16 protein-coding genes and 3 pseudogenes are annotated in these 20,363 nt (G+C 63.4%); 14 read left to right on the top strand and 5 right to left on the bottom strand.

The annotated features are described in order from the left end of the window. Positions 1 to 35 precede the first annotated feature (35 nt). Complete coding sequence (locus tag NKJ32_RS19205) at positions 36 to 572, bottom strand: dihydrofolate reductase family protein (RefSeq protein ID WP_352828504.1); 537 nt, start codon at positions 570 to 572, stop codon at positions 36 to 38. A gap of 37 nt (positions 573 to 609) precedes the next feature. Between NKJ32_RS19205 and NKJ32_RS19200 the strand changes: the two are divergent. Further along, positions 610 to 855, top strand: a pseudogene (locus tag NKJ32_RS19200) (hypothetical protein); the annotation flags it as partial. Position 856: 1 nt separating this feature from the next. On the opposite strand, the gene NKJ32_RS19195 reads toward NKJ32_RS19200, so the two are convergent. Further along, on the bottom strand, positions 857 to 2,599 hold the full coding sequence (locus NKJ32_RS19195) for an adenylate/guanylate cyclase domain-containing protein (protein WP_352828501.1): 1,743 nt from the start codon (positions 2,597 to 2,599) through the stop codon (positions 857 to 859). A gap of 95 nt (positions 2,600 to 2,694) precedes the next feature. Then, on the bottom strand, positions 2,695 to 3,015 hold the full coding sequence (locus NKJ32_RS19190) for a dihydrofolate reductase family protein (RefSeq protein ID WP_352828499.1): 321 nt from the start codon (positions 3,013 to 3,015) through the stop codon (positions 2,695 to 2,697). 405 nt (positions 3,016 to 3,420) lie between these two features. On the opposite strand from NKJ32_RS19190, the pseudogene NKJ32_RS19185 reads away from it, so the two are divergent. The 7 genes and pseudogenes from NKJ32_RS19185 to NKJ32_RS19155 form a co-directional block, all read left to right on the top strand. After that, a pseudogene (locus NKJ32_RS19185) lies at positions 3,421 to 3,646 on the top strand (LacI family DNA-binding transcriptional regulator); the annotation flags it as partial. 171 nt (positions 3,647 to 3,817) lie between these two features. Next, entirely contained in the window at positions 3,818 to 5,260 is a 1,443-nt protein-coding gene (locus NKJ32_RS19180; protein WP_352828496.1) for a DUF6600 domain-containing protein, read from the top strand. Between the two features lie 249 nt (positions 5,261 to 5,509). Continuing rightward, a complete protein-coding gene (locus tag NKJ32_RS19175) occupies positions 5,510 to 6,565 on the top strand; it encodes a LacI family DNA-binding transcriptional regulator (RefSeq protein ID WP_352828494.1) in 1,056 nt (351 codons plus the stop codon). A gap of 83 nt (positions 6,566 to 6,648) precedes the next feature. Continuing rightward, the gene (locus tag NKJ32_RS19170; protein ID WP_352685507.1) at positions 6,649 to 7,902 is read left to right on the top strand and encodes an ABC transporter substrate-binding protein; all 1,254 of its coding nucleotides are present in this window, start codon (positions 6,649 to 6,651) and stop codon (positions 7,900 to 7,902) included. Between the two features lie 292 nt (positions 7,903 to 8,194). Then, positions 8,195 to 9,124 carry a carbohydrate ABC transporter permease gene (locus NKJ32_RS19165; protein ID WP_352828490.1) on the top strand — a complete coding sequence of 310 codons (930 nt, stop codon included), beginning with the start codon at positions 8,195 to 8,197 and terminating at the stop codon, positions 9,122 to 9,124. After that, positions 9,124 to 9,981 (top strand): carbohydrate ABC transporter permease, encoded by an 858-nt coding sequence (locus tag NKJ32_RS19160; RefSeq protein WP_352828488.1) that lies wholly within the window; start codon positions 9,124 to 9,126, stop codon positions 9,979 to 9,981. Before NKJ32_RS19165 ends, NKJ32_RS19160 begins: the two co-directional genes overlap by 1 nt. A gap of 27 nt (positions 9,982 to 10,008) precedes the next feature. Further along, complete coding sequence (locus NKJ32_RS19155) at positions 10,009 to 11,994, top strand: glycoside hydrolase family 127 protein (RefSeq protein ID WP_352828485.1); 1,986 nt, start codon at positions 10,009 to 10,011, stop codon at positions 11,992 to 11,994. Positions 11,995 to 12,012: 18 nt separating this feature from the next. On the opposite strand, the gene NKJ32_RS19150 is transcribed toward NKJ32_RS19155, so the two are convergent. After that, positions 12,013 to 12,792, bottom strand: a complete 780-nt coding sequence (locus NKJ32_RS19150) for a response regulator (RefSeq protein ID WP_352828482.1) — start codon at positions 12,790 to 12,792, stop codon at positions 12,013 to 12,015. Positions 12,793 to 13,025: 233 nt separating this feature from the next. On the opposite strand from NKJ32_RS19150, the gene NKJ32_RS19145 reads away from it, so the two are divergent. From NKJ32_RS19145 to NKJ32_RS19120, 6 genes and pseudogenes are all read left to right on the top strand, one after another. Then, positions 13,026 to 13,940 carry a cytochrome-c peroxidase gene (locus NKJ32_RS19145; RefSeq protein ID WP_352828479.1) on the top strand — a complete coding sequence of 305 codons (915 nt, stop codon included), beginning with the start codon at positions 13,026 to 13,028 and terminating at the stop codon, positions 13,938 to 13,940. Then, positions 13,937 to 14,992 (top strand): DAHL domain-containing protein, encoded by a 1,056-nt coding sequence (locus NKJ32_RS19140; RefSeq protein ID WP_352828476.1) that lies wholly within the window; start codon positions 13,937 to 13,939, stop codon positions 14,990 to 14,992. Before NKJ32_RS19145 ends, NKJ32_RS19140 begins: the two co-directional genes overlap by 4 nt. 16 nt (positions 14,993 to 15,008) lie before the next feature. Continuing rightward, positions 15,009 to 16,451 carry an ATP-binding protein gene (locus tag NKJ32_RS19135; RefSeq protein WP_352828526.1) on the top strand — a complete coding sequence of 481 codons (1,443 nt, stop codon included), beginning with the start codon at positions 15,009 to 15,011 and terminating at the stop codon, positions 16,449 to 16,451. 153 nt (positions 16,452 to 16,604) lie between these two features. Continuing rightward, positions 16,605 to 17,654 (top strand): annotated as a pseudogene (locus NKJ32_RS19130) (methyltransferase). Between the two features lie 14 nt (positions 17,655 to 17,668). After that, positions 17,669 to 18,175, top strand: coding sequence for a hypothetical protein (locus NKJ32_RS19125; RefSeq protein ID WP_352828473.1), 507 nt, complete (start codon positions 17,669 to 17,671; stop codon positions 18,173 to 18,175). Between the two features lie 188 nt (positions 18,176 to 18,363). Then, complete coding sequence (locus NKJ32_RS19120) at positions 18,364 to 19,248, top strand: class I SAM-dependent methyltransferase (RefSeq protein ID WP_352828470.1); 885 nt, start codon at positions 18,364 to 18,366, stop codon at positions 19,246 to 19,248. A gap of 122 nt (positions 19,249 to 19,370) precedes the next feature. Here NKJ32_RS19120 and NKJ32_RS19115 read toward each other — a convergent pair whose 3' ends face one another. Next, positions 19,371 to 20,111, bottom strand: coding sequence for a gamma-glutamylcyclotransferase (locus NKJ32_RS19115; RefSeq protein ID WP_352828467.1), 741 nt, complete (start codon positions 20,109 to 20,111; stop codon positions 19,371 to 19,373). Between the last annotated feature and the right edge of the window lie 252 nt (positions 20,112 to 20,363).

The raw sequence follows: 20,363 nt of genomic DNA, 5'->3' as shown, positions 1-20,363 counted from the left end.
CGGGCATCTCCCCCTCAAGGGGGGAGATTGGCTCATCACCCCATTCCAGCCGCATACTCCAGCGCCACCACGCCGTTGCTGAATTGCCTGGCCGAGATCAGCTCGAGCGGCAATTGCGCGCCGGGCGGGAACAGCAGCTTGCCCTGGCCGACGGCACCGGGGTAGCTGAGCAGCCTGATGCGGTCGACCAGGCCGTGGCGCAGCAATTCCTGCGCGACGCTGAGGCTGCCATGCACATAGATGTTGCCGCCGCTGCCTTGCTTCAGCCCTCTGACCGCTTCCGGCAACGCGCCCTGCAGCAGCTCGGCCGGCTGCCAGTCGAGCGCCTGCAAGCTGGTCGAGGCGACATATTTCGGCAGCGCGTTGAACCGGTCGGCGAAGTCTCCGGTCTCCTTGGGCCACGAGCCGGCAAAAATCTCATAGGTCGTGCGCCCCAACAGCATGGCGCCGCTGTCGGCAAGCTCGTCGTCCTTGAACTTTTGCATCTCATCGTTCCAGGCCACGCTCGGCAGCTTCTCGACTTCGGCAATGCCATCGACGCTGATGAATTCGGTGATGATGAGTTTTCTCATGGCGGGTTCCTTCTGTCGGGACGGCCGTGTGGGTCTTGTGCGAACTGCACCGTCAACTAGCGCGGCGCCTTTTCAGGGGGAGGACTTTCCCTGTTCAGATTCGATCTACAATGACCGCCCCGCTGAGCAATACCAGTTTCCTGACCAGTATCTGCGCCACGTCGAAGCATACGTCGGCGACTGGATCATCTACTATGAGCCCAGCAAGGTAGAAGAGAGCCGTAGCTATTTCGCTGTGACCAAGGTCCAACAGGTTATCGCCGATCGTGCGAGTCACGGGCTGGCTACAGGTTGGCAATACCGGCTTTCAGCAGTCCTTCGCGGACGTGCTGCACATCAGGCTCCTGGGCAAAGTGCAGGGTGGCGATGAATGAGTCGAGGTCGAATTGGGGATCGAGCGTTCTGATCTTGCCTAGATGCGCGGCGGCCGCGATTTCGTCGCCGAGCCAGCCGTAGCAGGCAGCGGCGAAAGCGTGCTGAGCCGAGTCCATGGTTGACAGATGCATGAAAGCTTCGATCGCCTCGCCATACTGGCGCGCGGCGAAATGCGCCTTTCCCAGATGGCTCCAGAACCTCTCAGGGTGGTGCGGGTTCAACTGCATTGCTTTGCGGATCCATTCAATTCCCTCTTCCGGCCTCCCGAGCCACGTCAATAACTCGCCTTGCTGCACCACCACGAGATCGTAATTGGGATTGAGGGCCAGCGCCCGCTCTTGATGGTAGCGCGCAGTGGTCAGCTCATTGTTGTTCACGTTCACTGCCGCGAGAATGCGGTGGACATCGGCATCGTTGTTGTCCAGCGCCAGCGCCCTGTCCAGCGCCGCCATAATGTTGTTCCAGACGGCATCCCTGTCTTCGCACCAGTTATGGACCCAGGCCTGGCCAAGAATGCAGGCCCGCCAGGCATGGGCATGGGCATAATCGGGGTCGAGCGCGACGGCCCTTTCTATCAAGGTTTGCGCGCGTTCATTATCCGCAATCGTGCTTCGGTGATGCAGCACCTTGGCAGCAAGCACACATTCATACGCGGCCATGTTTGCAGGTTTCGCCCGCGCGAGCTGGTCCCGCTGAGCCGCCTCGACACGACCGGGCAGCGTGGCTGCGATCGCCGCGGTCACCTCATCCTGAATCGCGAATATGTCGTCCAGCTTCCGGTCATATTTGTCTGCCCAAATATGAGCGTCATTCGCCGTGTCGATGAGCTGAACCGTCACGCGCACCCTGTCGCCAATCTTGCGGACGCTTCCCTCCACCAGGTATTGGACGGTGAGTTTCTCGGCCACCTCGCGCACATTCACGGCGCGGTTCTTGTAGACGAAGCTGGAATTGCGCGAGATGACGAACAGCTCATGGTGGCGGGACAGTTCGGTGATGATGTCCTCGGTCAGTCCGTCCGCGAAAAATTCCTGCTCGGGGTCGCCGCTCATGTTGGTGAATGGCAGCACCACTATCGAAGGTTTCGAGATGGATCGCTTTGCCTCGACTTCCGGCAGGACAGAACTATCAAACCCAACGCGATAGAGGCGAACCGGGCGGCTGATGTTCTTCAACGTCTTCTCGCCCAGGTCCTCCATGGCAATTTCGAGACGGTCGGCAATTTGGGTCGCCACCGCTGCGGTCACGCAGATACCGCCGACGTCGGCGAGTTGCTCGATGCGCGAGGCAATATTGACGCCGTCGCCGAAGATATCCTCATCGTCGAAAATAATGTCGCCGAGATTTATGCCGATCCTGAATTCGATACGCCGTTCTTGCGGCACATCCGAATTGCGCCGTTTCATGCGCTGTTGGATTTCCACGGCGCATTTCACGGCATCGGTCACGCTCTGGAACTCAACGAGCATGCCGTCTCCGGTGGTCTTGATGATCCGGCCCTTATTCTTCGCGATGGCGGGATCGACCAGTTCTATGCGATGGGTCCGAAGACGTGCGAGCGTGCCGGATTCGTCGGCCTCCATTAGCCGACTGTAGCCCGCCATATCGGCAGCCAGAATTGCGGCTAGTCTCTGTTCCGTCGCTTGAACCAAAAACCAAGCCTATACTTCCTGGGCTGCCAAATCCAGCAATTTGGGCTTTTGGCTGAATCAAGACGTCTTCTACCGCAGCAGCAAGAAAGGGCGGATCAGAACCTTCCGCCTTCCGCCTGGTGCTGCCAACTCGATCGCATCAGTCGCGGAAGACGCCCCGATGCGCGCGGCGTCAAGCTCGTCGAGGCGATATATTTCGGCAGCGCGTTGAAGCGGTCGGCGAAGTCTCCGGTCTCCTTGGGCCACGAGCCGGCGAAAATCTCATAGGTCGTGCGCCCCAGATGCGTGGCGCCGCTGTCGGCAAGTTCGTCCTCCTTGAATTTTTGCATCTCATCGTTCCAGGTCACGCCCGGCAGCTTCTCGACCTCGGCGATGCCATCGACGCTGATGAATTCGGTGACGATGAGTTTTCGCATGGCGGGCTCCCTTTGGCGGAGGACGGATGGCGCGGGCGTTGTGCGACACGCTGCGTGAAAAATGGCGCGGCGCTTTGCTAGGGCTTTCCCTATCGGTACAACGTGCGTTTCCAAATGACCCATACCTGGAGTGCGCCCCTCGGACCGGACAGGATGAACAAGCAGAATTGACTTGGAAGCCGGGCTTTCGAAGGATGGAAGCCCATGGTGACTTATCGCACGCACAGCATCGAGTAACTCAGTCGTTAAGGCCATCAGCCCTCTTGCCTTCCCCCTACCTTCCCCTAACCTCCCCTTGAGAAAACCTTTTCTCAATCATCCAGCCATCGCTGACCTTTCCCGTTGGCGCCCGGCAGGCCCATAAGAGAAAAGCTTTTCCCAACTCGAAGGGACCCGCCGCGCCAAATGGCTTCCGACACCCCGCCAGCCCCAGCCTTCACTAAGCCCATCACCCTGCGCGAGGTGGCCGCCGCCGCCGGCGTCAGTGTCGCCACGGCCTCGAAAGCGCTGAACGGGCAGGGGCGGATGACGGCCGAGACGCGGACCCGTATTCGCGAGACGGCGTAGCGGCTTGGCTTTCGCCCGAACAGCCTGGCGCAGAGCCTGTTGCGGCGGCTCCTTTACCGTCGGGCCCGCTGACCAACCACTTATCGCCGCGCCTTCGGCGCGCATTTGTGACGGTCACCGCCCTCATTAAGCAACTCTGATCCCAAATATCATCGTGCGATGCCAAGCCGTTGCGGGAGGGGATGCGCGTGACGTCAGCAAAGCGGAACAATCCGGCAGCCGGCGGGTTTGTAGGATGAAGGGCGATCTGTTTCGGAGGAAGATTACGATGAAACGCGTCCTTGCCCAACATGCGATGCGACTGATGCTCGGCGGTGTAACCGCCTGCCTGCTCACGGTCGTCGAGATTCCCAACCCAATTGCGCCATTGTCGCTTGTGTCCGTGGCAAGGGCTGCCACCACCGTTTCGATCAGCACGTTCTACGAAGACCTGTCTTCCTATGGTGATTGGGTCTCGTATCACGGAGCGACCGTTTTCGTGCCGGTTGATGTACCTGACGGTTGGCGTCCGTATACCGTTGGACACTGGGCCTATACCGAGCAGTATGGCTGGCTGTGGATATCCGACGAGCCATTCGGCTGGGCGACGTACCATTACGGCCGGTGGGGCTATGCCGACGATATCGGCTGGTACTGGGTTCCGGGCACTCGTTGGGCGCCGGCATGGGTGAGTTGGCGTCGTGACAGGGAGCACATGATTTGGGCTCCGCTGCCGCCGCGCCGCGATCCGGATTTGATTTCGATCGAGGTGACCTTCGACACGACGCCGGATTATTACTGGGTTGTGGTCCCCACCCGCGAATTCCTTGCTGCGGACATTTCCACCGTCGTTATCCGTGATGAGCCGGAGTTTGTGCGCATCGTCGAGGCGGCCGAGCCGGCCGGCGACGTGACGATCCAGAACGATGTGGTGATCAACAAAGTCATTGATGTTGATGTGATCGAGAAGGAGACGAAGCAGGAGGTGACTGCCGTCAAGGTCAGCAAGACCGACGCGCCCGAGCAGTCCGGCAAATTGGAAAACGATACGGTCACGGTGTTTGAAGGTGAGGTGAAAGCCGATGCCGATGCCAAACCAGCTAAGCTCAAAGACATCGAGGAGGTGAAGCAGGTTCAGGCGGGCCGCAAATCGAAGCCGACCGAAGGCGCAGCAACGACCGAGCAGGCCAAGCCCGAAGAAACCGCCAAGCCTGAGAAGCCGAAGGTCGGCGAGCAGCCCGTCGCCGAGCCGCAGCAGGCCGAGCCCGAAAAGGCGGCCAAGCCTGAGAAGCCGAAGGCCAAGGAGCAGCCGGCCACCGAGCAGCAGCAGGCCGAGCCCGGCAAGGCGGCCAAGCCTGAGAAGCCGAAGGCCAAGGAGCAGCCCGCCGCCAAGCAGCAGCAGGCCGAGCCGGAACAGGCGGCCAAGCCTGAGAAGCCGAAGGCCAAGAAGCAGCCCGCCGCCGAGCAGCAGCAGGCCGAGCCCGAACAGACGGCCAAGCCTGAGAAGCGGAAGGCCAAGAAGCAGCCCGCTGCCGAGCAGCAGCAGGCTGAGCCGGAGCAGGCTTCCAAGCCTGAGAAGCGGAAGGCCAAGGAGCAGCCAGCGGCCGAGCAGCAGCAGGCCGAGCCCGAGCAGGCGGTCAAGCCCAAGCCACAGAAACAGAAAAACAAGGCGTGCGATCCACAGACTGAGAACTGCTAGCTCAGCGGGTAGACTGCGGCACCGCGATTATTCGATCGCGGTGCCCGTCGTGGACCTAGGGTAGACATTCGCAGTTGCCTGCCCGAACAACCAGGCCATTCCCCCTTGCCATCCCCACGTCCTTCGTCCTAATCTCCCCCTGAGAAAACCTTTTCCCAAATCGCCCCGCAGCCGCTGACCCCACCATTCAGCGCCCGCAGGGGCCATAAGAGAAAAGCTTTTCTCAATGGGAGGATCGAAATCCAAATCATGGCGTCCGATGCGCAGCCAACGCCCGTCAAGCAGCCCGTCACCCTTCGTGAGGTGGCAGCGCTTGCCGGCGTCAGCGTGGCCACGGCCTCAAAGGCGCTGAACGGGCAGGGGCGGATGACGGCTGAGACGCGGACGCGCATTCGCGAGACGGCGCAGCGGCTTGGCTTTCGCCCGAACAGCCTGGCGCAGAGCCTGTTGCGGCGGCGCTCCTTTACCGTCGGCCTTTTGACCAACGACACCTATGGCCGGTTTTCGCTGCCGCTGATGGCCGGCGTTTCCGATGCGCTGGTCGATGCCGGCGTCTCGGTGTTCCTGTGCAATGTCGAGGACGACCCGCGCCTTGCCCAGCTGCATGTCGATGCCATGCTCGACAAGCGCGTCGACGGCATCATCGCCACCGGCAAGCGCATCGACCGCCATCTGCCGGTCGACCTCGCCAATCTCGGCATTCCGGCGATCTACGCTTTTACCCAGCCCGATCCCGGCGCCATCGCTTTTGTGTCTGATGATGCCGGCGGCGCGCGGCTGGCGGTCGAGCATTTCTGCCGGCTCGGGCGGCGGCGCATCGCCCATGTCAGCGGTCCCGCGAGCTTTGCCGTGGTGCATGCCCGCGCCGAGGCCTATCGCGAGGTGCTGGCCGAGAACGGCCTGCCGGTCATGGAGCCGCTGCTCGGCCCGTGGTCGGAGGCCTGGGGCCACGAGGCGGTGAGGAAGCTGTTCGACGGCGAGGGGTTCGACGGCACGCGGGAGCGGCCCGATGCCGTCTTCTGCGGCAACGACCAGATCGCGCGCGGCGTCATCGACGCCTTGCGCGAGCGCGGTATCGGCGTGCCGGACGAGGTCGGCGTCATCGGTTTCGACAACTGGCAGATCGTCGCCGAGGCGACCCGCCCGCCGCTGACCTCCGTCGACATGAACCTGGCCGCGCTCGGGCGCGAGGCCGGCCTTGCCCTGCTTTCGCTCGTCGGCGGTAAACCCGCTTTGCCGGGCATCAGAAAACTGCCGTGCCGGCTGGTGGTGCGTCAGTCATGCGGCCGTCCGCCGGACGGCTGAACGAAACGGGCCGTGTCGATAGTCACCCGCTTGGGAGCGCGGCTAAATTAAAACGCTAAATTAAAACCATGTGGAGGAGAAGCATGAGAACCACCATTACCGGGCTCGCCATCGCCGCGAGCATTTTGGGCACGCTGGCAACGGCCGGCTCGGCCGCCGCCGACACCGCCAACATCTGGGTTCGCGCCGACGGCTCGAACTTCATGCCGCGCATCGTCGATGCCTTCAACAAGGGGCATCAGAACCAGATCAAGCTGGACATCATCCCCAATGCCGAAATCATCCCGAAATACGGCGCCGCGGCCGCCGGAGGCACGGCGCCCGATGCGCTGTCGCTCGACCTGATCTACACGCCGTCCTTCGCCGCTGCCGGCCAGCTGGAAGACATCACCGACTGGGCGAAATCGCTGCCTTATTTCGCCAGCCTGTCGCCGGCGCATGTCAAGACCGGCACCTATAAGGGCCGCATCTACGGGCTGCCATTCTCGGCGGATTCCTCGGTGCTGATCTGGAACAAGAAGCTGTTCAAGCAGGCCGGCCTCGACCCGGAAAAGGGCCCGACGAACTGGGCCGAGATCGAAGCCGACGCCGAAAAGGTCAATGCGCTCGGCGGCGATATCAAGGGCTTCTACTTCTCCGGCAATTGCGGCGGCTGCAACATCTTCACCTTCACGCCGCTGATCTGGGCCTCGGGCGGCGACATCCTGACGGAGGACGGCTCCAAGGCGACGCTGGACACGCCGCAGATGCGCGGCGCCATCGACCTCTACCGGTCGATGGTCAAGAAGGACCTGGTGCCTTCAGGCGCGCAGACCGACACCGGCTCCAACTTCTTTGCCGCCTTCGCCACCGGCAATATCGGCATCTCGCCGTCCGGCGCCTTCGCCATCGGCGCGTTGAACACGCAATATCCCGATATCGACTATGGCATCACCTTCCTGCCCGGCAAGGATGGCGGCTGGTCGTCGTTTGCCGGCGGCGACAATTTCGTCGTCACCAAGGGCACCACCAAGGTCGCGGTGGTGAAGGAGTTCCTCGACTTCGCCTATTCGCTCGAGGGCCAGACCATCCTGGCGAAATACGGCAGCCTGCCGGTGCGCGGCGACATCGCCAATGAGGCGCTGAAAGACCTCGACCCGCGCTACAAGGTCGCCGCCGAAGCCATGGCCAAGGGCCGCACGCCCTATTCGGTGGTGTTCAACGACCTGATCAACTCGGCCAACGGTCCGTGGAACCAGATGATGAACGAGGTCTTCTTCGGCGAAGACGTCGACGGCGCCATCGCCAATGCGCAGGAGACCATGCAGTCGATCATCGATTCGGCGCCGCAGAAGTAAAGCGCCGGCGCCCACCTCCCCCTCGAGGGGAGGTCGGACCGAAGGTCCGGGTGGGGTCGTTGCGGCAGTGCTCGACGTTCCTGTCGGCGCACTTCGCAGAAGACCCCACCCCCGCAGCCCCTTAACCTCCCCCTCGAGGGGAGGTCGGACCGAAGGTCCGGGTGGGGTCGTTGCGGCAGTGCTCGACGCTCTTTTGATGTCGGCGCACTTCGCAGAGGACCCCACCCCCGGCCTTCGGCCGGACCCTCCCCTCAAGGGGGAGGGGGACGTAGCGCTAACGGAAGACCACGGCATGACCACCATCACAGCAACCACCGCCGCGCCAGCGCGCGCATACAAACTGGTCGGCGCCGGCCGCCGGCAGTGGATCGGCCTGCTCTATGTCGCGCCGGCCGTCGCGCTGGTCGTCGTCTTCTTCATCGTGCCGCTTTGCATGACCGCCTGGATGTCGCTGCACAACTGGCCGCTGATGGGCGCGCACAGCTTTATCGGGCTCGACAATTACTGGGCGATCCTGCGCGACACCCGCTTCTGGAACGCGCTGAAGTTCACCGGCTACTATACGGTGGTGGTGACGATCGCGATCTTCGCCGTCGCCTTTCCGCTGGCGCTGTTCATCGAAAGGCCGCGGCAGCTGACCGGCTTCTACCGCACGTCCTTCTTCATGCCGGCGGTCATCGGCTTCGCCTCGGCCAGCCTTTTGTGGTCATGGCTGCTCAATGTCGATTCCGGCCTGTTCAGCCCGGCCGCCTTCGAGCTTGGCCTGACCGAGAAGAAATTCAACCTGCTGGCGACCTTCCAGCCGGCCTTCTGGTCGATCATCGCCATGGTGGTGTGGAAAGTGGCGGGCTTCACCATGATCATCCTGATGACCGGCCTGCAATCGATCCCGCCGGATCTGCAGGAAGCGGCGATGATCGACGGGGCAGGGCCATTCGCGCGGTTCCGGGCGATTACCTTGCCCTTGATGCGCCGCACGCTGGCGCTGGCGCTGATCCTGTCGGTGGCCGGCTCGATCCTCGCCTTCGACCAGTTCTACATCATCCTGCGCGGCGGGCCGCGCAACCAGACGCTGACCGCCGTCTACTGGATCTTCAACCAGTCCTTCGTGTCGTTCAAGCTCGGCTATGGCGCGGCACTGTCGATGGTCCTGCTGGTCATCCTGGTGGCGCTCAGCCTGATCCAGCTGCGGTTGCTGCGCAATCCGGAAGGGATCGACTGATGGCGCAGGCAAGGAGCCGCAAACGCCGCATCGGCATGCAGATCGCCGAGCACTCGACCGGCATCGTCGCGTCCATACTGTTCCTGGCGCCGATCGCCTGGACGGTGCTTTCGGGCTTCAAGCCGGCGCAGGAGGCGCGCCAGCCGCCGCTGCCGCCCTGGCCGACGACCGGCTTTTCGCTCGAGAACTACGCCACGCTCAACACCTTCGGCGACGGCCTGTGGCTGCCGGCGCAAAACAGCATCTACGTCTCGGTGATGACGGTGGTGTTGTCGGTGATCGTCAGCGTGCTCGCCGGCTACGGCTTCTCGCGCTTCCGCTTTCCGCTGAAGAACCTGCTGTTCGTCGTCATCCTGTCGACGATCATGATCCCGTTCCAGTCGATCCTGACGCCGATCTTCCTGGTGCTGACCAAGATCGGCCTGCACAACACGCTGACCGGGCTGGTCTGCGTCTACGTCACGCTGCAGCTGCCGTTCTCGATCTTCATGATGCGCAACGCCTTCGACGCGGTGCCGCGCGAGATCGAGGAGGCCGCGCGCATGGACGGCGCCAACAACGTCACCATGCTGTTGAGAGTGATGCTGCCGCTGGTCTGGCCGGGCATCGTCACCATCGCGCTGTTCGCCTTCCTTGGCGCCTGGAACGAGTTTTTGGCGGCGCTGGTGCTGATGACAGACCAGTCGAAATTCACGCTGCCGATCATGATGACGGCGCTGCAGTCCGGCCGCTTCGGCGCCATCGACTGGGGCGCCGTGCAGGCCGGCGTCACCGTGATGATGGTGCCGTGCCTGGTGCTCTTCCTGCTGCTGCAGCGCTTCTACATCCGCGGCCTGATGGCAGGGGCCGTGAAGTGACCAATCGAACCGAACCGGAGTAAATTGATGACCGCATCGCAATCCGCCAGTCAGGGCGCCAAGCCGAAACTCGCCTTCCGCCCGCTGCCGGTGCCGCAGGTCGACGTGCGCGGCTTCTGGGGCGACCGCGTCGATGCCGTCGCCTCAAAAACCGCCGGCATCCTCTACGAACGCTGCGTCGAGGCGCGCATGCTCGAGCAGATCGACCCGGACCGGCCGTCGCCCGGCGTCGTCATTCCGTTCCACTCACCCTCGCCGGACGAGGCAGCCACCGCCGGCAACGAATTCACCGGATCGACGGTGACGACGCAGATGTTCTGGGACTCCGATTGGGGCAAGACCATCGAGACCGCCGCCTATTCGCTCTACCGCCGCCGCAACGACGAGCTGGAGAAGAAGATCGATGCCGTCATCGACATGTACGGCAAGCTGCAGCAGCCCGACGGCTATCTGTCGAGCTGGTACCAGCGCATCCAGCCCGGCCTGCGCTGGACCAATCTGCGCGATTGCCACGAGCTCTATTGCGCCGGCCACCTGATCGAAGGCGCGGTCGCCTATTACCAGGCCACGGGCAAGAGGAAGCTGCTCGACATCATGTGCCGTTATGTCGACCACATCGCCGAGACGTTCGGTCCCGAGCCCGGCAAGAAGAAGGGCTATTGCGGCCACGAGGAGATCGAGCTGGCGCTGGTCAAGCTGGCGCGGGTGACCGGCGAGCAACGGTATATGGACCTCGCAAAGTACTTCATCGACCAGCGCGGGGTTGAGCCGCATTATTTCGACGAGGAGGCGCGGGCCCGCGGCGCCGACCCCAGGGCCTACCATTTCAAGACTTACGAATACAACCAGTCGCACAGACCGGTGCGCGAGCAGGACAAGGTCGTCGGCCACGCGGTGCGGGCGATGTATCTCTTTTCGGGCATGGCCGACATCGCCACCGAATATGGTGACGACACGCTGCGGGTGGCGCTCGACCGGCTGTGGGACGACCTCATGACCAAGAACCTCTACGTCACCGGCGGCCTCGGGCCGTCCTCGCACAATGAGGGTTTCACCGCCGACTACGACCTGCCCAACGACACCGCCTATGCCGAAACCTGTGCTTCGGTCGGCCTGGTGTTCTGGGCAAGCCGCATGCTCGGCATGGGTCCCAATGCGCGCTACGCCGACATCATGGAGCGGGCGCTCTACAACGGCTCGATCTCGGGCCTGTCGCTCGACGGCTCGCTGTTCTTCTACGAAAATCCGCTGGAGAGCCGCGGCGCCCACCACCGCTGGAAATGGCACCGCTGCCCGTGCTGCCCGCCCAATGTCGGGCGCATGGTCGCCTCGATCGGCAGCTATTTCTACGGCCTGTCGGACGACGCACTTGCCGTCCACCTCTATGGAAACGGCACGGCTCGTTTCGATATCGCGGGCCGGCAAATAGAGCTCACCCAGACCAGTAACTATCCATGGGACGGCGCGGTCTCGATCTCTGTCGAACCGGAAGCTCCGACCGACTTCACTTTGCACCTGCGCTTGCCGGCCTGGTGCCGCAAGGCAGCGCTCAAGGTCAACGGCGCCGATGTCGATCTGGCTGCCATCAGCAGCGACGGCTATGCCGCGATCCGCCGCGAATGGAGCAAAGGCGACCGCGTCGAGCTCGACCTCGAAATGGCCGTCGACCGCCTCTACGCCAATCCGCAGGTGCGGCAGGATATCGGCCGTGTCGCACTGGCGCGCGGCCCGCTGATCTATTGCGTCGAGGAGACCGACAATTCCAGCCAGCTGCACCGCATCGCTCTGCCGCGAACGGCCGACATCGAGGCGCATCAGCAGCCGAACCTTCTGGGCGGCGTCGTGACACTTTCGGCGATCGCCAAAAAGGAGGCTTTCGAAAACTGGCAAGAGGGGCTCTACCGCACCGAACCGCCGGCGGTCGAGGACGCGAAAATCACCGCCGTGCCGTATTTCGCCTGGGACAACCGCGACCCCGGCGAGATGCTGGTCTGGCTCAGAAGCGCGGGGTAGGCTGGGCGCGGCAGGGGCTCAAAGTACCTCGACCGCAGTCGCGAATATGTAGCCGGCGCCACGCTCCGTAACAATGAGCTTCGGCTCGCTCGGATTGACCTCGAGCTTGCGGCGCAGCCGCAATATCTGCACGTCGATGCTGCGGTCGAACACCTCTTCGTCGTGCACGCGGCTGGCAGCGAGAAGCTGCTCGCGGCTCAGGATCTGCTGCGGCGATTTCAGGAACGCCGTCAGCAGGTTGAACTCGCCGGCGGTCAGCGGCATCGTCTCGCCCGCCGCCGACCTTAGGCGCCGCATCCGCATGTCGAGCTCCCAGCCGGCAAAACGATAGCGTATGGGCTTCTTGCCGCGCGGCTGCGGCTGCGCCGACCGCGATCGCCGCAGCACGGCGCGAATGCGCGCCAGCAGCTCCCTGAGGCCGAAGGGCTTGGTGATGTAGTCGTCGGCGCCGAGTTCCAGGCCGACGACGCGATCCACCTCGTCGCACCTGTGGCCGGTGATGATGATGATGGGCGCTTCCGGCGGACTGCCGAGTTGCCGCATGATGTCGAACCCGTCCTCATCGGCAAGCCGCATGTCGAGGATCATCAGGTCTACGGGCTTTTCATTGAGGACGCGCGACATGGCCTGGCTGTCGGCGACCGCGCTGACCCTGAAGTTTTGGCTCTCCAGGTAATTGGTGAGCATATCGCGAATTTCGGGGTCGTCGTCGACGACAAGGATATGCTTCGGCGCCGCCGGCTGCTCGATACTGCCTTTCGACTGCTGTTCGTGGCGAATGTTTTGTTCGGCTGACATCTCGCACCGTCCGCAAGCATGGAACTCATGACCGAGCCGTTGCTTTATTAAACGTCGATTTTCGGCGATTTATTGGTGAACGCCGATGATCTACGTGATCGCACACCCTGCCACAGGCTCGCTCGATGGCACATCAGCAGATTGGTAAGGTTCGGGCGGGGCTTTTTGTTCCGCTTTGCCTGGCAATGGCGGCACCTTTTGCGTTGGCCCAGAGCAATCAACCGGCCCCGCCGATGGGCGAGCCGATTGCACCGATCACGGCCAGCGGCCCCTCCGACCAGGCGAAGATCGCGCTTGGCGAGAGCCTGTTCAACGATGCCCGCCTGTCGCATGGCGATGTCGTCGCCTGCAGTTCCTGTCACAGGCTCGATCTCAGCGGCGACGACGGTCTGGCCCGTTCCGTGGCGGCGGACGGCAAGCCGCTCGATTTCAACACGCCGACCGTCTTCAACGCGGCGCTCGATTTTCGGCTGAACTGGCGCGGCAATTTCCGCACTTTCGAGGAGCAGAACGAGACAGCCCTGCTCGATGACAGGCTGATGAGTACGAGCTGGGAGGAATTGCTGACCAAGCTGCGCTCCAATGCTGAGTATTGGCAGCGGTTCGCGAGGGTCTACGGCTCCATTCCCGACCGGACAAACGTGCTCGACGCGCTTGTTGTCTTTCAAAGGTCGCTGATCACGCCCGATGCCCGTTTCGACCGCTATCTCAAGGGCGAACGCGACGCCATCACGACCGACGAAGAGCACGGCTATCAACTGTTCAAAGCCTATGGCTGCGTCGCCTGCCACCAGGGCGCCAACGTAGGCGGCAATCTGTTTCAGAAATTCGGCATCTTCCAGGATCCCTTCGCTCGCCAGAAGACCCTGACCAAGGCGGATCTCGGCCGCTTCGCCGTTACCGGCGCCGAGAGCGACCGCCATGTGTTCCGCGTTCCCAGCCTGCGCAACGTCGCGGTGACGGCGCCGTATTTTCACGATGGCCGCACCGCATCGCTCGCAGACGCGGTGAAGATCATGGCGCGCAACCAACTCGGCCGGGAGCTCGACCAGCGCGATGCCGATCTCATCGTCGAATTCCTCGGGACACTCACGGGCGAGTATCGCGGCCGGCCGTTGACCAGCGCAGCCGATCGTCTGCAGCAATGAAGTCGCTACGCATCCTGGCGCCGATCGTTGCCTGCATGCTCATCGCCCTGACCTACCTCCTGGTGCAGGGCACGGCTCCCGATGCGGCGCGTCACGAACGCACGCTCGATGCGCTCAGGACCGTCATCCTCTATAACGCCGCACTCCAACGCGATGTTTTAAGGGCACGCGCGGGACTGCTGCGCAGCTACGATCCGCTTGTGCGGTCGATCGAGAACCTGGATGAGGCGACGCAGACGCTGCCGGCTGCCCGCGACGCAGCAAGCGGCGAAACACGGGCGGACATCGACAAGCGGATCGCCGAAGTCATCGCCGCGATCCGCGACGAGGAAGCGCTCGTCGAGAGGTTCAAGTCCGATAACGCGCTGCTGCAGAACTCGCTGAACTTTTTCAACTATATGAGCGGTCGTCTCACGAGCGAGGGTGACGGCCTTCGAGCGGTCGAAATAGGGGCCCTGATGGTCGCAATGTCGCGGTTTATCAGCGATCCCCAGCCGGATGCGGCAAAAGCAGTAACCGCCGCACTCGACCGGCTGGCAAGGCCCTCCCTCGATGCCGTGCCTGCAAGCGATGTACTCTCGCTCGTCTCCCACGGCCGGCTTATGTCACCAGGCTTCCGGCGGTCGACGATCTCGTCGCCCGCCTGCAGACCGCGCCGACGAGCGAGCGGGCTCGCGCGCTGCAGGACGTCTATCTCGGTGCGCATGGGCGGGCCGCGGCGCGGGCCGAACTGTTCCAGACGCTGCTTTATGTCGCCGCGTTGGGCCTCGTCGGCTATGTCGCCTACCTGTTCGCCCGCCTGCGCCGCAACGCGCGGATCCTGCGCGAGCGGCTGGAATTCGACGGCCTGGTCGCCTCGATCTCCACGCAGTTCATCAATCTGCCGCGTGACCGCATCCGCGCCGGCATCAGCAAGGGCCTCGCGCGCCTGGTCGAACATGCCGGGCTCGACGGCGCCCAGATTTTCGTCAGCCACATCGCCGGTCCTTCCGGCGGCTACTTCTATCGCCGTCCGGGCGGGAGCAGGCCGGCCCGCCTGTCGAAGGACATGATCGAGCTGGCTTCACACTGGACGCTGGCCGACCACGAGCGGCAGGGCTGCATCGACGTGCCCCGCGTCGGCGAGCTTCCCGAGGGGCGGGAGAAGGCATCCCTGCATGCGCACCAGTTCGATCGTGGCTGTGCATACCGATGTGGCATGCCGGCGAGCGGTTGGGTTTTCTGGCTCTCGATACCGTCACGCACGAAAAGCATTGGGCCGACGACGACATTGCACTGCTGCGCACCGCGGCCGAGATTTTCGCCAATGCCATCGTGCGCGAGCACAACGAACGCGAGCGTGAGGCACTGCAGGCGCGGCTCAATCAGTCGCAACGGCTGGAAGCGATCGGGACGCTCGCCGGCGGCATAGCGCACGAGTTCAACAACATCCTCGGTGCCGTCCTCGGCTACAGCGAGATGGCGCTGGCGGTGCTGCTGAAGGAGTCGCGCGCGCGGCGCTACGTCCAGCAGATCATGCAGGCCGGCAGGCGGGCGCAGGACGTCACCGAGCAGATCCTCGCCTTCGGCCGTCGTCACGAGCGGCAGCATCACGCGCTGCGGGCGGAAGCCGTGGTTGCCGAAGCGGTCGACCTGCTGCGCGCCTCGTTCCCCGCCACGCTTTCGGTGCAGACGCGTCTTGCAGCCGCGGATGCGGCGATGATGGGCGATCCGACCGAGCTTCAGCAGGTGGTGATGAACCTCGGCACCAACGCAGCGCAGGCGATGAACAACCGCGGCGCATTGGAAATCGGTCTCGACACGACGGAATTCGTCGAGGCGCGGATGCTGTCGCACGGCAACCTGCCTGCCGGGCTCTATCTCCGCCTTGCCGTCAGGGACACCGGCAGCGGCATGGATCAGGCGACGCTCGAGCGTATCTTCGAGCCGTTCTTCACGACCAAGCCGGCGGGGCAAGGCACCGGGCTCGGCCTGTCGACGGTGCACGGCATCGTCATAGCGCACAGAGGCGCGGTCGACGTGAACAGCAAGCCCGGCGAAGGCACGACCTTCGAGATCTATTTTCCGCAGATCGAGGCCGCCGAAGCAACCCAGAACGAGGACGAGAGCGACGCCGCCGAGGTGCCGGTCAAGCATGGCAACGGCGAGACGATCCTCGTCGTCGACGACGACACGCCGCTGATGCAACTTGCGGAGGAAATGCTCGCCGCGCTCGGCTACGAGCCGGTTGGGTTCGACCGCAGCCCCGCGGCTCTCAGCGCATTCCGCACCGATCCGGAACGCTTCGACCTGGTGCTGACGGACGAGGTCATGCCCGACATGACAGGGATCGAATTCTCCGGCCGGTTGCACAAGATCCGGCCCGACCTTCCGGTCGTGCTGATGACCGGTTACGGCCGTCAGCTGCGGTCGCGCCAACTGACGGCGGCCGGCATAAGCGAAGTCATCAAGAAGCCGCTGCTGTCGGCCGCCGTCGCACAATGCCTTGCCCGCCATCTGCATTCAGGCTGATCACGGCCGGCCGGATTTCTTCGTTACAGCCGTAACTGAAATCGACCCGTAGCCGGGCCAGTCGATGGTCCTCCCGCGCCCAGACCATGATCCCGAAAAACCGGGAACCGGCTTTTTGGAAAGGTCATGGTCTCTTGAGGAAGGAGAAATCTTATGGACGCAAACATCACCGAGGTAAGGAAACAGGCGAATGACGTCGCAGAACTGTCGCCCGAAAGCCTTATGCAACTCGGCCTCGGCTTCTGGGCATCGAAGACGTTGCTGAGCGCCGTCGAACTTGACCTTTTCACGGAGTTGGCGGCCGGATCCCTCGAAGGGGAAACACTGAGAAACCGGCTCGGACTGCATGAGCGGGGAGCGCAGGATTTCTTCGACGCGCTGGTTGCGCTGCGCATGCTTGAGCGCGAGGGCAACGTCTACTGCAACACGCCCGTGACTGACCGCTACCTTGACCGCAACAAGTCGACCTATGTTGGCGGGATGCTCGCCAGGGCCGGTCAGCTGCTTTACGCGAACTGGGGCTCGCTCACCGACGCGCTCAGGACGGGCAAACCGCAAAACGGCACCCAGGACGGCGAAGATCTGTTCGACATGCTGTTTTCGGACCCGGACAAGGTGGAGATGTTCGCGCAGGCGATGACCGGCGGCAGCCTCCAGGTGGCGGAGGCGCTCGCCCGGCATTTTCCCTGGGCGGATTATTGTACCTTCATCGATATCGGCACAGCCGAAGGCAGGCTTCCGGTCGAGGTCGGCCGCGCCCATCCGCATCTCACCGGCGGCGGTTTCGACCTGCCGCCGATGCGGCCGGTGTTCGAGGCCTATGTGGAGCGGCACGCACTTGCAGACCGGCTTCGGTTTTAACCCGGCGACTTCCTTGCCGAGCCGCTGCCTTCCGCCGACGTGCTGGTGATGGGTCATATCCTGCACGACTGGAACCTGGAGGTGAAGCGCGCGCTGCTGGCAAAGGCCCATTCCGCGCTGCCGAAGCAAGGCGTGCTCATCGTCTACGACCAGATCATCGATGACGAGCGACGGGAGAACGCTGCGGGTCTGCTGATGAGTCTCAACATGCTGGTCAACACCAATGGCGGGTTCGACTACACGCGCGCCGACGGCATGGGCTGGATGCGGGAGGCGGGCTTTGCGGAGGTCCGCTGCGAGCATCTCGCCGGGCCTCACTCGATGATCGTCGGCGTCAAATAGCAGCGGAGAAGCTGATGACACGAAGAGCTCTCATCGCAATTGCCGCCCTTGGCCTGGCCGCAGCATTCACCGCCGCAACGCTCAACCAGGGTAAGGTCGGCGCGGCGTCCGCGACCGCTTCGATCGAGCACGGTCGATACCTGGTGAAAATCGGCGGCTGCAACGACTGCCACACGCCAGGGTACCTGGAGAAGGCCGGCAACGTTCCGCAGGATCGATGGCTGATCGGTGACTCGCTCGGCTTCAACGGGCCGTGGGGTACGACTTACCCAACCAATCTTCGCCAATTTTTGCGGACCATGGACGAGGACGACTGGGTACAGTTCGCGCGCACGATCGAGACGCGCCCGCCCATGCCATGGTTCAACCTGCGTGCCATGAGCGAGCCCGACCTGCGCGCCATCCACCGATATGTGCTTTCGCTCCCGGCAGACGATACGCCGGTTCCGGACTATGTGCCGCCCGGTCGTCCGCCGAAGACGCCGCATATCGTGTTCGTTCCGCGGGCGCCGAAATCATAGTGGCGTCCGAACGCCGGGCGCAGGGTGTTCTCCGCTTGCGTGGTACGCCAGGCACGGGCGCCTGTTTCAGTCGTAACGCAATTCCCGATTCCGGAAATCACGTTGTAGCACCGATCTCCGATCGTGACGGTCGGGCCCTGGGCGGTCATCAGGCTGCCCAGCGGTCACAAATCCCGGATAAATCGATCATGGAGTCAAACATGTACAATCTGCTTGCCGAACATGCGCCGAAGACCGACCGTGATCAGAGCATGGATCCGCGTCCCTATGCGTTGGGTTACACGCAAAGCGAATTCAAGCGCCTGGAGCTGCAGGGAGCGCTCATTCACGACCTTACCGAGCATGTCCTCCGCAGTGCGGGCATAGGACCCGGCATGCGCGTGCTCGACATTGGCTGCGGCGTAGGCGATGTCTCCTTGCTGGCCGGAAGGCTGGTCGGACCGGCGGGAAGGGTGCTTGGTGTCGATCGCTCGGCAGAGGCTGTGGACATTGCCGAGCGGCGCGCCACTGAATCCGGCCAGTGTTACTGGACACGTTTCACGACGGCCGAGCTTGATACATTCTCGCCCGACGGGAGCTTCGATGCGGTGATCGGCAGGCTTGTGCTGATGTATCTGCCCGACCCGGCCGCAACCCTGCGCAGGCTTGCCGGTTTCCTGCGGCCTGGCGGCATCGTCGCCGTCCAGGAAATGGCGATGCCGCTCACCCGCAGTTTTCCAGAGGCGCGGCTGTTCGGCAAATGCCGCGGCTGGATCATCGACACGATCGAGCGCGCGGGTTTCGAAGTCGACATGGGTGGCAGGCTGCCCATGGTGTTCGCCGGCGCAGGGCTGCCGGCGCCGCGGATGAACTCCGCCGGCCTCGCCGGCAGCGGACCCGACTCGCCGATCTACGACTACATTGCCGGCACGTTGCGCAGCCTGTTGCCGATGGCCGAGGCAGTCGGTACCGCAACCGCCGCCGAGGTGGAAGTCGATACCCTCGCCGAGCGGCTGCGCAACGAGGCTGTCGAGCAGCAGACGTGCATCATGCTGCCGCCCTTTGTCGGCGCATGGGCGAACACACTGGCATAGAACCGAAGGAAGGACACACGATGCTCGATACTGCCATCGGCGAGCGCGCGGGACATCTCGTCGACCTGCACAACATCGATTTCGCCTGGGACACCGCGATTCCGGCGAGATGCTGGTCTGGCTCAGGGACGAATGAGGCCCGACGGCGGCGCGCGACCGATCTCCTCGGCCACAAGTTCCTGCAGCTGCCAGAGATTGCGGTCGCGGATGCCGCAGGCGTCGAGATGGCGAATGGTCTCGAACAGATATTCGGCGCCCGAACCCCAATGGCCGACGGCCGTGGCCAGGGTCGCCGCTATCGCTCGCTTTTCGAGCTTGCCGGCATAGCGCGGATTGGCGGGATCGACAACGAAACCAAGCGCTTGGCCCGTGCCGTCCCCCGTCCTGACCTGCAGCCAGCGCGGCACGTTGACGGCCGGCAGGATGGTCATCTCACGTCGCAGCAGCGTTTCGAGATTGGCCCCCACTGGCTCGGCGACCTCGAACACCATGCCCTGACATTGGCCGCCGCGGTCGAGCGCCATCATCAGGCCGGGCTGCTCGACGGTGACCCTGAAGCGCTGCACCGTAAAACAGAACGAACGGTGCCAGCCCGTCGCCCCGGCCCGTTCGCCACCCCTGACCTCGCCGGCCGGCTTCCACAGAAGCGAGCCATAGGCGAACAGCTTCACCGGCCCGCCCGGCGCGCCGGCCAGCACCTCTTCGCGAATGCGCGCGTAATCGGCATCGGTCATGTAGACCATGCCCGGCGTCGGCCCGGCATCCTCGACCGCACGCAAGGTGCGGGCGACCAGCGCCTCGGTCAGCGCCATCGGTGTCTTGCGCGGCGAACGCCGTGATGCGGCGGAAATGACCTTGCTCATCCTCATGCTCTCAGCCTTGCCGCCATGTTGCCGAAGGCTGAAGGATTCTCAAGGGCCGAGTACACCAGCGCGGTATCGGGATTCGAACTATCGTGTCCAACAGCTTGACTGCACAAATACCTACGCGACGGGTTAAACGCGTCGACTGACCCCATTTCAACGTGATGCGCGAGATGCTGGTCTGGCTCAGGGACGCCGGATAGGCGGTATCGCCAATTTTTGAGCCGCGTTGCATGCCTTGAATTCGCCCGG

Origin of the sequence: Mesorhizobium sp. M0159, from assembly GCF_040322295.1 — a bacterium.
Lineage (GTDB): Bacteria > Pseudomonadota > Alphaproteobacteria > Rhizobiales > Rhizobiaceae > Mesorhizobium.
The sequence above is the reverse complement of the archived record's forward strand: the minus strand, read 5'-3'. Positions and strand labels throughout refer to the sequence as shown.

What these genes read in the sequence shown, in the direction of transcription:
- NKJ32_RS19205 (WP_352828504.1), bottom strand. Translation starts at nt 572, where the DNA reads ATGAGAAAACTCATCATCACCGAATTCATCAGCGTCGATGGCATTGCC.
- NKJ32_RS19190 (WP_352828499.1), bottom strand. Translation starts at nt 3,015, where the DNA reads ATGCGAAAACTCATCGTCACCGAATTCATCAGCGTCGATGGCATCGCC.
- NKJ32_RS19180 (WP_352828496.1), top strand. Translation starts at nt 3,818, where the DNA reads ATGAAGGGCGATCTGTTTCGGAGGAAGATTACGATGAAACGCGTCCTT.
- NKJ32_RS19175 (WP_352828494.1), top strand. Translation starts at nt 5,510, where the DNA reads ATGGCGTCCGATGCGCAGCCAACGCCCGTCAAGCAGCCCGTCACCCTT.
- NKJ32_RS19170 (WP_352685507.1), top strand. Translation starts at nt 6,649, where the DNA reads ATGAGAACCACCATTACCGGGCTCGCCATCGCCGCGAGCATTTTGGGC.
- NKJ32_RS19165 (WP_352828490.1), top strand. Translation starts at nt 8,195, where the DNA reads ATGACCACCATCACAGCAACCACCGCCGCGCCAGCGCGCGCATACAAA.
- NKJ32_RS19160 (WP_352828488.1), top strand. Translation starts at nt 9,124, where the DNA reads ATGGCGCAGGCAAGGAGCCGCAAACGCCGCATCGGCATGCAGATCGCC.
- NKJ32_RS19155 (WP_352828485.1), top strand. Translation starts at nt 10,009, where the DNA reads ATGACCGCATCGCAATCCGCCAGTCAGGGCGCCAAGCCGAAACTCGCC.
- NKJ32_RS19150 (WP_352828482.1), bottom strand. Translation starts at nt 12,792, where the DNA reads ATGTCAGCCGAACAAAACATTCGCCACGAACAGCAGTCGAAAGGCAGT.
- NKJ32_RS19145 (WP_352828479.1), top strand. Translation starts at nt 13,026, where the DNA reads ATGGGCGAGCCGATTGCACCGATCACGGCCAGCGGCCCCTCCGACCAG.
- NKJ32_RS19140 (WP_352828476.1), top strand. Translation starts at nt 13,937, where the DNA reads ATGAAGTCGCTACGCATCCTGGCGCCGATCGTTGCCTGCATGCTCATC.
- NKJ32_RS19125 (WP_352828473.1), top strand. Translation starts at nt 17,669, where the DNA reads ATGACACGAAGAGCTCTCATCGCAATTGCCGCCCTTGGCCTGGCCGCA.
- NKJ32_RS19120 (WP_352828470.1), top strand. Translation starts at nt 18,364, where the DNA reads ATGGAGTCAAACATGTACAATCTGCTTGCCGAACATGCGCCGAAGACC.
- NKJ32_RS19115 (WP_352828467.1), bottom strand. Translation starts at nt 20,111, where the DNA reads ATGAGCAAGGTCATTTCCGCCGCATCACGGCGTTCGCCGCGCAAGACA.